The sequence below is a fragment of the Devosia sp. P3_B2 genome, from assembly GCF_056402875.1.
Map to the genome: position 1 here is coordinate 50,801 of NZ_JBFUGO010000011.1, position 13,836 is coordinate 64,636.

11 protein-coding genes are annotated in these 13,836 nt (G+C 66.8%); 2 read left to right on the forward strand and 9 right to left on the reverse strand.

The genetic code is table 11. The annotated features are described in order from the left end of the window. The first annotated feature begins 8 nt into the window (after nucleotides 1-8). Nucleotides 9-983, forward strand: a complete 975-nt coding sequence (locus tag AC1DV8_RS17140; RefSeq protein WP_477158277.1) for a patatin-like phospholipase family protein — start codon at nucleotides 9-11, stop codon at nucleotides 981-983. A gap of 29 nt (nucleotides 984-1,012) precedes the next feature. On the opposite strand, the gene AC1DV8_RS17145 is transcribed toward AC1DV8_RS17140, so the two are convergent. After that, the gene (locus tag AC1DV8_RS17145) at nucleotides 1,013-1,441 is read right to left on the reverse strand and encodes a nucleoside deaminase (protein WP_477158278.1); all 429 of its coding nucleotides are present in this window, start codon (nucleotides 1,439-1,441) and stop codon (nucleotides 1,013-1,015) included. 287 nt (nucleotides 1,442-1,728) lie between these two features. Here AC1DV8_RS17145 and mutL point away from each other — a divergent pair, with 287 nt between their 5' ends. Next, on the forward strand, nucleotides 1,729-3,534 hold the full coding sequence (mutL, locus tag AC1DV8_RS17150) for a DNA mismatch repair endonuclease MutL (RefSeq protein ID WP_477158279.1): 1,806 nt from the start codon (nucleotides 1,729-1,731) through the stop codon (nucleotides 3,532-3,534). Between the two features lie 2 nt (nucleotides 3,535-3,536). Here mutL and AC1DV8_RS17155 read toward each other — a convergent pair whose 3' ends face one another. The 8 genes from AC1DV8_RS17155 to AC1DV8_RS17190 form a co-directional block, all read right to left on the reverse strand. Then, a complete protein-coding gene (locus AC1DV8_RS17155; protein WP_477158280.1) occupies nucleotides 3,537-3,971 on the reverse strand; it encodes a YdeI/OmpD-associated family protein in 435 nt (144 codons plus the stop codon). Between the two features lie 8 nt (nucleotides 3,972-3,979). Further along, nucleotides 3,980-4,534, reverse strand: a complete 555-nt coding sequence (gene rsmD, locus AC1DV8_RS17160; RefSeq protein ID WP_477158281.1) for a 16S rRNA (guanine(966)-N(2))-methyltransferase RsmD — start codon at nucleotides 4,532-4,534, stop codon at nucleotides 3,980-3,982. 3 nt (nucleotides 4,535-4,537) lie between these two features. Beyond that, a complete protein-coding gene (locus tag AC1DV8_RS17165) occupies nucleotides 4,538-6,550 on the reverse strand; it encodes a pseudouridine synthase (protein WP_477158282.1) in 2,013 nt (670 codons plus the stop codon). Nucleotides 6,551-6,637: 87 nt separating this feature from the next. Next, entirely contained in the window at nucleotides 6,638-7,264 is a 627-nt protein-coding gene (locus tag AC1DV8_RS17170) for a hypothetical protein (RefSeq protein ID WP_477158283.1), read from the reverse strand. Between the two features lie 144 nt (nucleotides 7,265-7,408). Beyond that, nucleotides 7,409-7,954 carry a signal peptidase II gene (lspA, locus tag AC1DV8_RS17175; protein WP_477150543.1) on the reverse strand — a complete coding sequence of 182 codons (546 nt, stop codon included), beginning with the start codon at nucleotides 7,952-7,954 and terminating at the stop codon, nucleotides 7,409-7,411. A 196-nt stretch (nucleotides 7,955-8,150) separates the two neighbouring features. After that, a complete protein-coding gene (ileS, locus tag AC1DV8_RS17180) occupies nucleotides 8,151-11,156 on the reverse strand; it encodes an isoleucine--tRNA ligase (protein ID WP_477158284.1) in 3,006 nt (1,001 codons plus the stop codon). Nucleotides 11,157-11,363: 207 nt separating this feature from the next. Next, the gene (locus AC1DV8_RS17185; RefSeq protein WP_477150541.1) at nucleotides 11,364-12,338 is read right to left on the reverse strand and encodes a bifunctional riboflavin kinase/FAD synthetase; all 975 of its coding nucleotides are present in this window, start codon (nucleotides 12,336-12,338) and stop codon (nucleotides 11,364-11,366) included. 141 nt (nucleotides 12,339-12,479) lie between these two features. Beyond that, a complete protein-coding gene (locus AC1DV8_RS17190) occupies nucleotides 12,480-13,832 on the reverse strand; it encodes a phenylacetate--CoA ligase family protein (protein ID WP_477158285.1) in 1,353 nt (450 codons plus the stop codon). Between the last annotated feature and the right edge of the window lie 4 nt (nucleotides 13,833-13,836).

A 13,836-nucleotide genomic window follows, 5' to 3' on the forward strand; every position in this document is an offset into this window, starting at 1 on the left:
CCCATGAGATGACAGCGCCGGTCGATCCGACGCCGCTGCAGCGGCGGGGGCAGGAAATTGTCGACCGCCTGCGCGGTGAGTTCCGCGAAAACGCCCATGGCCACGCCCTCTCGACAATCGAGCCCCGCATCGGCGTGGCGCTGGGTGGCGGTTCGGCACGTGGGCTGACCCACATCCCCTATATCGAAGCGATGGACGAGATGGGCTTACGGCCCCATGTGATCTCGGGCACCTCGATCGGTGCGCTGATCGGCGCGGGCTGGGCCAGCGGCATGAGCGGCGCGGAGCTGCGCGAGCATTCGTTCTCGGTGCTGGGCACGATGCGGATCATCGCCGGGCGGCTATGGGGCGCGCAGGTGCGCAACCTCGGCAACTTCTTTCAATCCGGCTTCAACGTGCAACTCGACGCGGTGCAAGTGGTGGACGCCTTCCTGCCCGACAACTTCCCGCTCGAGTTCAAGGACTTGCGGACCAAGTTCTACGTCGTGGCAACGGACTTCCAGTCGTGGCACCAGGCGGTGTTCTCGGAAGGGCCGGTGCGCGAGGCGATTGCCGGTTCGATCGCCATCCCGAGCCTGTTCAAGCCGGTGCCGTTCGCCAATCACCTGCTTGTCGATGGGGGCGTGGTGAACCCGCTGCCGCTCGATCAGGCAGCGGCCGACACCGACATCCTCGTCGGCATCGACGTCAATGGCGACCCGTCGGAGCAGCTCAACAAGATCAACCACAAGGCGCTCGACGTGTGGTTCGGCGCGGCGCAGATCATGATGCACTCGCTGACCGCGCACATGATGGCCGCCTATCCGCCCGACGTCTATGTGCGCCCGCACCTCAGCAGCTTCGGCGCGCTGGAGTTCTGGCGGGTGCGCGAGATCGTTGCCCATGTCGAGAAGGACAAGGACAACTTCAAGCGCGCGCTGGACGGGCGGATCGAGTCGTTCCTGACCAAACAGCAGGAATCGATGCGGGCCGAGGCGCGGTAGGTCAACGCTAGTCCGGTGCCCGAACGTTGCTACCGCAAACCTTGGAAGAACGCCCGCATCAGCTCCGCTGATCGCTTCGCGCCCAGCCCACCGATAACCTCCGGCCTATGGTGGCAGTTGGGGCTTTCGAACAGGCGGACGCCGTTGTCGACCGCGCCGGCTTTCAGGTCCTCGGCGCCGTAGTAGACGCGGCGCAGGCGGGTGTGGGCGACGGCGCCGGCGCACATGGCGCACGGTTCGAGCGTCACATAGAGATCGCAGCCATCGAGGCGGCCGGTACCGCGCGCGGCGAGCGCCGTGCGGATGGCGAGGAATTCGGCGTGGGCGGTGGGGTCGTTCAGCTCGCGCATGCGGTTGCGCTCGGCGGCGAGGACGCGATCACCCTCGACGATGACGGCGCCGACCGGGGCCTCGCCGGCGGCAGCGGCGGCTTCGGCGAGGGCGAGAGCTTGATCCATGGGGGTGGGCATGGGCGGTGTTTAGCATTGGGACACAGACCGTGCCACACGCGCCATCTCCCCTGGCGGGGGAGAATGAAACTTCTTGGGCTTAGCCCTTCGCTAAGCCTTAGAAATTCCAAGAGAGGGGTGCGGAGCCACAGTGCCCTCCATTGCCCCCTCTCTTGCGAAAACTAAGGACTTAGCTGCGCTAAGCCCAAGTTTCGCTTTCTCCCCCGCCAAGGGGGAGAGGCGTGGTGGCACCATCGGGGCTGGACCGCTACATTCTCCGCTCAGGAGAATCGCCTTTGCCCATTCGTCAGCTGCCCGAGGATCTGATCAACCGCATCGCCGCGGGCGAGGTGGTGGAGCGGCCGGCGAGCGTGGTGAAGGAGCTGGTGGAGAACGCCATCGATGCGGGCGCCAGCCGCGTCAGCATCACCACGGCGGGCGGTGGGCAGAGCCTGATCCGGATCGAGGATGACGGCGTCGGCATGGACGAGGCAGACCTGGTGCTCTCGGTGGAGCGGCACGCGACCTCGAAGCTGGCCGATGATGGGCTCGAGGATATCCGGACGCTGGGGTTTCGCGGGGAGGCACTGGCGTCGATCGGGGCGGTGGCGGAGCTGGGTATCGCGTCGCGGCGGGCCGAGGATGCGAGCGGGTTGCGGATCGCGGTCAGGCACGGGGTGAAGTCGCGACCGGTGCCGGTGGCGATGAACCGGGGCACTGTCGTCGAGGTGCGCGAGCTGTTCGGCAATGTGCCGGCGCGGCGGAAATTCCTGAAGTCAGAGCGGGCCGAGGCCGGGGCGATCACCGACATGGTGAAGCGGCTGGCGATGGCCAACCCGCATGTGCAGTTCGTGCTCGAGGGGGTTGATAGGACCACGTCGAACTGGCCGGGGCGCGAGGGCGACGGGGCGCTCAGGGCGCGGCTCGGCGACGTGATGGGAGGGGATTTCGGCGACAACGCGGTGACGCTGGCGACGATGCGGCACGGCATGGTGGTGACCGGGCTAGCCGGGCTGCCGACCTACACGCGGGCCAATTCGCTGAGCCAGTATTTCTTCGTCAACGGCCGCTCGGTGCGCGACAAGGTGCTGGTGGGGGCGATCCGCGCCGCTTACGCGGACTTCGTGTTCCGCGACCGGTTTCCGGTGGTGGCGATCTTTCTCGCGGTCGATCCGGCAGATGTGGATGTAAACGTGCATCCGACCAAGGCGGAGCTGCGGTTCCGGGATCCGGGCGCGGTGCGCGGGGCGGTGATCCGGGCGATCAGTGAAGCGCTGGAGGCGGCGGGGCATCGGGCGGCGAGCACGGTAGCGGACGACGTCGCGGGGGCGTTCCGGGTGCCGGAGTATGAGACAGTCCGCCCGACGGAGCGTTGGGCCGCCCCCGCCACCGCCTATGGCGGTCCCCCTCCCCCGCCACGCGGGGGAGGATCACTGACCGCGCCGTCGGTGCGGTTTGCGGATTTTGCGGAGCCGAGTGCGCGGTACGATGAACCCGCACCTGTTGCGGAGCCGGTGGAGTATCCGCTGGGGTCGGCGCGGGCGCAGATGTTTGACAATTTCATCGTGGCGCAGAACGGCGACGGCCTGCTGCTGGTGGACCAGCATGCGGCGCATGAGCGGCTGGTCTACGAGCGGTTCAAGGCGCAGATGGCGGCCGGGCCGGTGGCGAGCCAGATGCAGCTGATCCCGGTGGTGATCGAGCTCAGCGAGGACGATTGCGGGCGGCTCGAGGAAGCGGCGCCGACGCTGGAGCGGCTGGGCCTGTACCTCGAGCGGTTCGGCCCGCGGGCGGTGGCGGTGCGCGAGACGCCGGCGCTGCTCGGGCAGGCCGATACCGACGGGCTGGTGCGGGATCTCGCGGATGGCCTCGCGGAATGGGACAGCTCGGCGGCGCTGGCGGACCGGCTGGAAGCGATCATCGGGCGGATGGCCTGCCACGGCTCGGTGCGGTCGGGGCGGCGGCTCAGGGTCGAGGAAATGAACGCTCTGCTGCGCGAGATGGAGGCGACGCCGCATTCGGGCCAGTGCATCCACGGGCGGCCGACTTATGTTGAGCTGAAGAAGGCGGATATCGAGCGGTTGTTCGGGCGGACGCGGTAGCGTCAGGCACCCAGCGTTTCGACCAGCTTGGCGACGCGGCGGGCACGGACTTCCGGCTTCGTCGCCGCTTCGATATCGCGGACATGCTTGGCCTTGAGGCCGAACGGCAGCTTGTCGAAGGCGGCGCGGGCGGATGGGTTGGCGTCGAGGGCGGACTTGAGGTCGTCGGGCTCCTCGACTTCGCGCGGGGCGGTATCGAGGCTGATGTCGAGGTCGATCGCCTGGCCCTCGGCGATGCCGGCGGCCTCGCGGTGGGCGGCGCTGATGCCGACGAGGCGCTGGCCGTTCTTGATCGCCACCCGGCTGCGCCAGCTGTAGCCGTTGATGGTGATCACCACCGGCGGGCGCGCCTCGGGGCCGAGCGACTGCATCACCGCGTCGGGGATTTCGACGGCGGTGGCGTTGCCAGAGGGGATGACGACGGCGCGGAACTGCATGGCTCGCCTCAGTGCGCGCGGATGAAATGCACCGCGGCCGCACCATACTCGCGGCGATCCTCGATGGTGAAGCCCTCGGGCAGCGCGAGTTCGACCTCGGAGCTCTCCTCCAGCACGATCGTCACGTCCTTGGCGAGCCAGTTGCCGTCGCGCAGTGAAATCAGCGCCTGCTCGCCCAGCCCCTTGGCGTAGGGCGGGTCCAGGAAGACCAGGTCGAAGGGGCCCATGGTGCCAGCGGGGCCAAGCGCGGTGGCGTCGCGGCGGAGGAGCTTGGCGATGCCGGCGATGCCGAAGGCTTCGATGTGGTCGCGGATCAGGCCGCGCGACTCGGCACCGGTGTCGACGAATACCGCGCCCGAGGCGCCGCGGGAGAGGGCTTCGAGGCCCAGCGCGCCGGTGCCGGCGAAGAGGTCGAGGACCTTAAGGCCGTCGAGGTGCACGCCGATGCGGCTCGCGAGGATGTTGAACACCGATTCGCGGGCCCGGTCCGAAGTGGGGCGGATGCTGTCGTCAGACGGCGACAGCAGCGCCTTGCCGCGAAACTTGCCGGCGACGATGCGCATCGCCTACTCGCGCGGCTTCTTGGGTCCACGGGGACGGTCACCCGAAGGACGGCCAGCGCCGCCTTGGGGGCGACCAGCACCGCCTGACGGGCGCCCGCCGGACGGACGGCCACCGGACGGCTTGCCGGCGTAGGGCGGCTTACCGCCACCGCCGCCGGGCTTGCCGGAGTACGGCTTCTTGTCACCGAAGCTGCGCGGCTTGTCGCCGTACGAGCGGGCCGGACGGTCGCCACCTTCGCGGGGCGGACGGGTGCCGTAGGGTTTCTTGTCGCCGAACGAACGCGGGGCAGCATCGCCACGCGCCGCGTAGGGCTTCTTGTCGCCCAGCGGGCGGCTGCTGGTGCGCTCGCGGGGCGTCGAGTTGCGCGGTGCGTAGGGGCGCTCCTCGGCGCGGGGGGGACGGTCGGCGCCGTCGCGCGGACGATCGCCAAAAGAGCGATCGCCGCGGGGCGGACGGGCGCCGGAGGGCTTTTTGTCACCGTACGAACGGGGGCCGGCATCGCCGCGGGGCGAGTACGGCTTCTTGTCACCAAAGCTGCGTGGCTTGTCGCCATAGGCGCGGGCCGGACGGTCGCTGGCGTCGGTGCGGGGGGCGTAGGGCTTCTTGCCCTCGTAGGAACGGACAGGACCATCACCACGCGGAGCGTAGGGCTTCTTATCGCCGTAGGGACGGTCGCCAGCCGGGCGGGCCGAACGGGACTTGTCGCCGTAAGCACGGGCGGGACGGTCGCCGTCGCCGCGCGGCTTGTCGCCGTACGGGCGCTTGCCAGCCGGCTTGTCACCGTAGGCGCGTTTCGGGCGATCACTGCCCTCGGGGCGCGGGGCGCGGGCCGGGCGATCCTCGTGGTGGGCGGGGCGGCCGAAGTTCTTGGCCGAGCTGTCCTCGGGGTCGTTCCAGCCCTTGCGAGCTTCGCCTGCCGGGCCTTCGCGGCGCGGCGGTTTGACATGAATTTCGGCTTCGCGGCCATCCTCGAAATGGATGGTGCGGATATCACGCGGATCGACCTCACGCGGCCGGCTCGGGGCCTTGACCGGGCGCTTGTCGAAGCGGCCAGGGCGATCCTGGCGCGGACGTTCGGCGAAGGCAGCCGCAGCCGCAGCCTCGGTCTGGTCGTCCTCGAAGCGGAACTTGTTCTCGCGCGACTTGTGCGGCGAATCCTTGGGCAGCGCTTTGCCAGGGGCGGCGGCGCGGAGCTTGGGATTGGTGGCTGGCTTCTTCTTCGGCGCCGTCTCCGGCATTTCGCTCTCGAAATCGGTGTTGGCCTCGGCAGCGAGGCGCTTTCCGAGCTGCTCGCGCAGCACGCGTGCGGCCACGACCTCGACTTCGCCCTCGGGCAGGTCGCCGAGCTGGAACGGGCCGTAGCTGACGCGGATCAGGCGGTTGACCTGGAGGCCGAGCGCACCGAGGACGTTCTTGACCTCGCGGTTCTTGCCTTCGCGCAGGCTCAGGACCAGCCAGCTGTTGGAGCCCTGGGCGCGCTCGAGGATGGCCTCGATCGGGCCATACTGGATGCCTTCGATCTCGATGCCGTCCTTCAGCGTATCGAGCTGCGCCTGGGTGACGGAGCCGAAGGCGCGGACGCGGTAGCGGCGGAGCCAGCCGGTGGCCGGCAGCTCGAGCACGCGCTTCAGCCCACCATCATTGGTGACCAGCAGTAGGCCTTCGGTGTTGATATCGAGCCGGCCGATGGAGACGACGCGCGGCAGGTCTTTTTCTTCCAGCGCCTCGAAGACAGTGGGGCGGCCTTCCGGGTCCTTCTCGGTGACCACGAGGCCGGCGGGCTTGTGGTAGAGCCAGACGCGGGTGCCCTGGCGGGCGGCCAGCGGCTCGCCATCGACCTTGATCTTGTCTTTTTCGGAAACGTTGAAGGCCGGGGTGAGGACCTTCTTGCCGTTGACGGTCACTCGACCGTCCTTGATCCAGCCCTCGGCATCGCGGCGGGAACACAGACCTGACCGCGCGATGACCTTGGCCAAGCGGTCGCCGTCCGTCGGGACGGCTGAAACATTCGACATATGATAACTCCTGCGGGACCCGTTACGGGCGGCGCATCTTTCGAGTTGAGGGGGTAGGGTCAGTCTCTTCGAGACGTCCCCTACCGGCTAATTAGCCTGCGCGGTCAGGGCCTTGCGGACTTCCGGCGGGCACGACTTGTCAGTGAGCGGCACGAGGTCGCCGTTGGGGGCGAGACACACCAGGTCCTGCCCCTTGACCGTGGTGTAGTATTCTTCCGGCGGCAGATAGAGCGGACGCGGGCCGCCCTTCAGCTTGGCCGCGGTCATGCGGGCAGTCAGCTGCTTGGCTTCGACGTCGGTGAGCGGGCGCCCGTTGAGGGTGCGCAGGTCGACGACGCGGGCGTTACGCAGCCGCTTCAGGTCGGCCTCCGAGAGGTTGGAGGTGTCGATCTGGACGTTGCTCGAGTCCTGGGGCAGCAGCTCGGCGGTCTTGCTTTCCGTCTCCGGCGGCGGCAGTGCGGCGGACTTGGGCAGGACCAGCGGGCCGCGGCGTTCCGCGTTCTCCGGCTTCTCCTCGCGCTCCATCACGCCCATGCCCTTCATGGTCTCGGTCAGCACTTCGCGCTCGAAGGTGCCGACGTCGCTGAGGGCATTGGTGCCTTCGGTCGTGGTGCAGGCGCTCAGGCCGAGGCCGAGCACCAGCCCAACGGTCAGCAATCCGCCCCGGGTCACGGCTTTGAAAGTGGGCCGCCGCCCGGTCAAATCACTCAGCATGAAACTTCCCTTTTCCCCGGCCCGTGCGCGCCCCGCGCGGGCCTTATAGACCATCATAGGCCCACGAACAATTCGCTCGGAATTGCTATCGCTTTCGTTGCCCACGCAACCGGGCCCTAAGGCCAGATTGAGGCGCCTTTGCGTTCAGGCAGGCTTCCTGCGGCCGATCCCGACGAAGTCGAGGAGTAGCAGCAACACCCCCAATGTGATCGCCACGTCGGCGATATTGAAGATGTAGAACGACCAATCCTGCCAATGAAAGTGAAAGAAATCCGCAACGGCGCCGTAAAGCACCCGATCGAGCGCGTTGGACACCGCGCCGCCGATGGCCAGCATCAGGCCATAGCGGACGAGGACGTCGGAGGTGCGCGACCACCAGACGAACAGCGCGACGATGGCCACCACCGCAACAGCGCCGAGCGCCCAGACCGGCAGATCGCCGAGCAGGCCGTAGGAGACGCCGGTGTTCCAGACCAGCACGTAGTCGAAGAAGCTGGTTACGGGGACGATCTCGCCGCCGCGCCAGCCGAACGGCGCGGTGGGCGTGAAGAAGCCGAGATGCTCGATGCAGACGGTGGAAGCGGCGCCGACGCAATCGGAGCTGACCTGCAGGAACTTGTGGCCACGATCGAGGGCGAAGGCGGCGACGCCGGCAAGGAGCGAGAGGAGGAGGTGGGGGCGGGTTAGCATGGGGAGCCTCTGTTGCCTTCTCCCCTTGTGGGAGAAGGTGCCCGCAGGGCGGATGAGGGGTATCTCTCCGCGCACGCTGTCGCCCGTCGCTTCGCTCCGATCGCGCAACCCTTGGTTGCGGGACCCCTCATCCGGCCTTCGGCCACCTTCTCCCACAAGGGGAGAAGGCAATCCGACTGTGAGGTCGGTGCCAAGCTCAGAGCCCCGCCGCCTTCAGTTCGCGCATCGCCTGCGCGTCGCGCAGGCTGAGGTCCGGGTATTCCGCGTCAGACCCAACCTCCGGCAAGATCCGCCAGGAGCGTGCACAGCGCCGGCCCTCGGCCTTCTCGAATACCACCGCAACACCACGAACTTCATCGAGACGGAACGCGTCGGACGGGCCCTCGCCCTCGATCACTTCAATGTCCGAGGTGATGGAGATTTCGGCCATGTCGGTACCGCGGACGGCGGCGGCGAGCTTGTCGTCGGTGATGTACACCTTGGGCGCTGCTTCGAGGGAGGCGCCGATCACCTTGTCGCGGCGCTGGATTTCGAGGGCGCCGGTGACGACCTTGCGGACTTCGCGGATCGCCTCCCACTTCTCGTCGAGCTTTGCGTCGGTCCACTCGGCCGGGAGGTTCGGGAACTGCCTGAGGTGCACCGACGAGTCGGCGCCCGGGTGACGCTCCAGCCACGCCTCTTCCATGGTGAACACCAGGATCGGGGCGAGCCAAGCCGTGAGCGCATCGAAGACGTGATCGAGCACGGTGAGGCTGGCGCGGCGGCGGACCGAAGAGATCGGGTCGCAGTAGAGCGCATCCTTGCGGATGTCGAAGTAGAACGCCGAGAGGTCGATGTTCATGAAGTTCGACAGCGCAGCCACGATGCGCTTGTAGTCGTAGCTCTCGTAGGACTCGCGGACGAGCACATCGAGGTCCTTCAGCTTACTCAGGATCAACTGCTCGAGTTCGGGCATGTCGCGGTAGTCGACGGTCTCGTCGGCCTTGCGATGGGCGAGGTTGCCAATTAGCCAGCGGATCGAGTTGCGGAGCTTCCTATAGTTGTCGACGGTGGAGTTGATGATCTCCTTGCCGATGCGCAGGTCGTCCGAATAGTCGGACTGGGCCACCCAGAGGCGGAGGATATCGGCGCCGTACTGCTTGATGACGTCCTGCGGGGCGGTGGTGTTGCCCAGCGATTTCGACATCTTCTTGCCCTCGCCATCGAGGGTGAAGCCGTGTGTCAGCACGCTCGCATAGGGGGCGTAGCCGTTGGTGGCGCTGCTTTCGAGCAGCGAGGAGTGGAACCAGCCGCGGTGCTGGTCGGAGCCCTCAAGATACATGCCGGCCGGGAACTGCATGTCCGGCCACTTCTGCGAGTTGCGCAGCACCCAGGAGTGCGTGGTGCCGGACTCGAACCAGACGTCGAGGATGTCGTCGACCTTGGTCCAGTTGTCGGGATCGGGCACGGCATTGCCGAGAAAACGCTCCTTGGCGCCCGGCTTGAACCAGGCGTCGGCGCCCTCCTCATCGAAGGCGAGGCCGATACGCTGGTTCACCATTTCGTCGACGAGGATGGTGTCCGTTTTCTCGTTGTAGAAGACGGCGATCGGCACGCCCCAGGCGCGCTGGCGGCTAAGCACCCAATCGGGGCGATCGGCGATCATCGAGCGGAGGCGGTTCTGCCCGGCCTGCGGGTAGAACTTGGTGTTCTCGATCGCAGTGAGGGCGATGCTGCGGACGGTATCGCCCGGCTGGACCTTCACCCGCTCCGGATGGTCCGAGAACAGCTTCAGCGTCGCGATCTTTTCTGCCGCATACGGGCGGTCCATGTAGACGAACCACTGCGGGGTGTTGCGGAAGATGATCGGCTTCTTCGAACGCCAGGAATGCGGATACTGATGCTTCACCCGGCCGCGCGCGACCATGGCGTTGCGCTCGGCGAGAGCGGCGATGACGCGGTTGTTGGCGTCGCCCTTCTTGCCGGTATCATCGATGACGCGGGCGCCATCGAAGCCGGGCGCGGCGGCGGTGTAGAAGCCGGCGTCGTCGACGACATAGGGGATGGTGGTGTCGATGCCGTGCTCGGCGAGCTTGCGGCCGGAATCCATCCAGATGCCGAAGTCGTCAAGGCCGTGGCCCGGCGCGGTGTGCACGAACCCGGTGCCGGTGTCGTCGGTGACGTGTTCGCCATCGAGCAACGGCACTTCGAAATCGTACCCGCCGCCGAGCCCGCGCAGCGGGTGCGAGCAGGAGACGATCTTGGAGCAATCCACATCGTGCAGACGGATGAAGGTATCGACCTTGGCCTTCTGCAGTGTCTCTTCGGCAAGCTTGTCGGCGAGGACGTATTTCTCGCCCTTCGAGGCCCAGTTGCCTTCGGGCGCGCCGGTGACCTCGTAGAGGCCGTAGCTGATCTTCGATGAAAAGCTGATGGCGCGGTTGGCTGGGATGGTCCACGGGGTGGTGGTCCAGATGACGACGTAGGATGAGCCGAAATCCTCGAACGAGCCGGTGCCGAAGGCGCCGTTGGCCGAGTGGATCGGGAACTTCACCCAGATCGCGTCGCTCTCGTAGTCCTGATACTCGATCTCAGCCTCGGCCAGCGCGGTGCGCTCGACCACCGACCACATGACGGGCTTCGAACCACGATAGAGCTGGCCGGAAGCGGCGACCTTCATCAGTTCGCGAGCGATCTGCGCTTCGGCATCGAAGCTCATGGTGAGGTAGGGGTTGGACCAGTCGCCGACCACGCCGAGCCGCTTGAACTCCTCGCGCTGGGTATCGACCCAGTACTGCGCGAAGCTCCGGCACTCGTTGCGGAACTCGTTGATCTCGACGTCGTCCTTGTTCTTGCCCTTGGCGCGATACTGCTCCTCGACCTTCCACTCGATGGGCAGGCCGTGGCAGTCCCAGCCCGGCACATAGGCGGAGTTGTAGCCGAGCATGGTCTTCGAACGCGAAACGAGGTCCTTGAGGATCTTGTTGAGCGCGTGGCCGATGTGGATGTTGCCGTTGGCGTAGGGCGGGCCGTCGTGCAGCGTGAACAGGGGCTTGCCCTGAGCGGCGGCGCGCTGGCGGGCGTAAATGTCCATGTCTTCCCAGCGCTTCAGCCACTCGGGCTCGCGGGCGGGCAGCCCGGCGCGCATCGGAAACTCGGTTTCGGGCAGGAAAAGCGTCGCGGAATAGTCGGTCTCGGCGCCGCTGGTCGCAGTATCGTTCATCGGAAGGTACCTTGGAAGCTGCGGGCTTTTAGCAAGCGGGGACGCAGGGTGCCAGTGCAAATGCCAGCAGCGGAGCGTGGGCCACCCCCACCCTTGATCCCTCCCCACAAGGGGGAGGGAGACGACTGAGGCATCGGTTCTTGCGCCTCCCTCCCCCTTGTGGGGAGGGACTGAGGGTGGGGGTGGCCACAGCCTCGATGCTAGCGCCTAGCGAAAGAACCCGAGCTTCTCGTCCAGCTCCGACACCGGCAGCGTCGCTTGCAGTAGATGCCGTGCCTGGGCGGCGTCGTTGTTCACCGCGGCGATCAGTTCGTCGAGACCGGCGAACTTTACCTGGCCGCGAACACTGCCGAGGAGCGCGACTTCCAGCGTCTGGCCGTAGATGTCCTCGTCGAAATCGAAGATCCAGGTCTCGAACGGTGGCCGCTCGTTGTTGAACATCGGCTTGCCGTAGCTGGCGACGCCATCGAGCAGGCGGTTGCCGAGTTTGGCGCGGACGGCGTAAACGCCCTGCAAGAGGCCGAAGCCGGTGGGGCTCGCGACATTGGCGGTGGGGAAGCCGAGTTCCCTGCCCCGCTGGTCGCCCTTCACCACTTCGCCAGAGAGGAACCAGTGGTAGCCGAGCAGCTGTGCGGCGGCGGCGACATCGCCCTCGCCGAGCAACGCACGGATACGGGAGGACGAGATGTGGTCGTCGCCTTCATCGAGCATGTCGAGGATTTCGACCTCGAAGCCGTGGCGGACGCCCGCATCGCGGAGGAAATCCGGGGTGCCCTGGCGCTTGTAGCCGAAGTGGAAATCGGCGCCGACCGAGACACCGCGCACACCAAGCGCTCCGACGAGGAAGCGGGTGACGAAATCCTCGGCCTCGATGTGCGAGAACTCGAGCGAGAACGGCATCACCACGATGCCATCGAGCCCGAGCGCCTGGGCGATCTCGGCCTTCTGGTCGGCATAGGTCAGGCGGAACATGAATGGGGCCGGCGCGAAGACGTCGCGCGGGTGAGGCTCGAAAGTGAGCACGAGCGCCGGCACGCCAAGCGCTGCGGCGCGAGCCTTCATTGCCCGGAACACGTGCTGGTGACCGCGATGGCAGCCGTCGAAATTGCCGATCGCGACCATGGCGCCGCGGAGCGACGCCGGAACCTGGTCGAGGCCAGCGAGCCTGATGAAGCCGCTCAAATTCGTACCCGCCCTGAAAGTGATGGCGATATGGCAAGAAACCGGATGGGTTGCAAGGCGGCTAAGGTTGGAGGCTGGTATGCAGGTCTTTGATTGCGCGCGCTTTCGAGCCGGAAAGTCGGCAGCTTTCCTGAAAGCGTCCTAGACCACCACGCGACACACGAAATCCTCGAACTTGCCATTGGGACCACGGCGCAAGGCGCCGTCGTGATAATGAACCGACAGCTCGAACGGATGGCCCAGCGCTTCGAGGACAATGTCACGGAAGGCGCTTTCGTCCCTGCTATCGAAGGGACGGCCGGTGACGAGGTGGGCCTCGATGGTGTCGCGATCCACCTGGATGAACTGGAACTGCAGAATGGGGCCGACTTCAGGGAAGCGATGATAGCCGGTCAGTGGCCAGCGGCGCGTGCCGTCGGGCATGACGATGAGGTTGCGATCGCGACCGACGATACGACGCAGGGTTGGGAGGCCGCGCCCGCAGGTGGCGGGTCCGCCAGCCTCGGCGTAGTCGCCGATGTCGTAGCGAATAACCGGCGTGGCGAAGTTGGTGAGGTCGGTCACGAGGACGCGGCCGATCTCACCGGGCCGGCACGGCTTGCCGTCGGCATCGACGACCTCGACGACAACGGTCTCCGCAACGACGTGGTACTGCCGGCAATCCGGACACTGCACCGCGATGATGCCGACTTCCTGGGCGGAGTAGAGATCGTCGATCTCGAGGCTGAAATAGGCGCGCGCCTTGTCACGAATGCGGGGCGACAGGGTCTCGCCGATGGTCTGGAGATGCTTCAGTTCGGGCCAGGGTTTGCCACCCTCTGCTAGCGCGTCAATCAGCACGTCGAGATTGTTGGGGTAGCTGAGGAGCGTGCCGGGGCGAAAGGCGCGCAGCTCGGCGGCTTGCTTCAATAACGACAGGGAAATCGGCATGCCGAGCCCCGGCCCGGTCGTGAACAACAGATTGTGCGGCGGCCCCCAATCCTTGAGCCGGGCCACCGCTGGCAGGTTGGCGCGTATGCTTGCAAACGGCGCGAGCATGTCGCGGCCGTGCCAGAGGTGGTCACGCGCACCCTGCGCCATCCACATCAGGTTGCTGATCGAGGTGCGGCGGATGACGACCGGTTCGCCCGTCGAGCCGGAGGTACTCGACTCGCCGATGGGCATGTGGGTCTTGGGGATATCGGTGCAGTAGAACGAGCTGCCAGCCAACTGGACGTCCCGTCGCGTAATCGGCGGCAGCCGCTGCAGCCCACCTGGACTTCCGAGATCGGCTGCGGTCAACCCGGCGGCGGCAAGCCGGCGCGCGAAGGCCGGTGATGCCTGCTGGCAGTGTTGCGCAAGGCTGGCCAGTTGCTGCCGCGCGCGGCTCGCGAGGCCATCGGGTGACAGCCACTGGCTGGCGTCGAGCCAGGAGACCAATGCGGCGATAGAGGCGGCTGGACCGACCTGTACTGGCGGCCACGACAGGCCCTCGACGGCGCTGCGCAGCGGCAAGAGT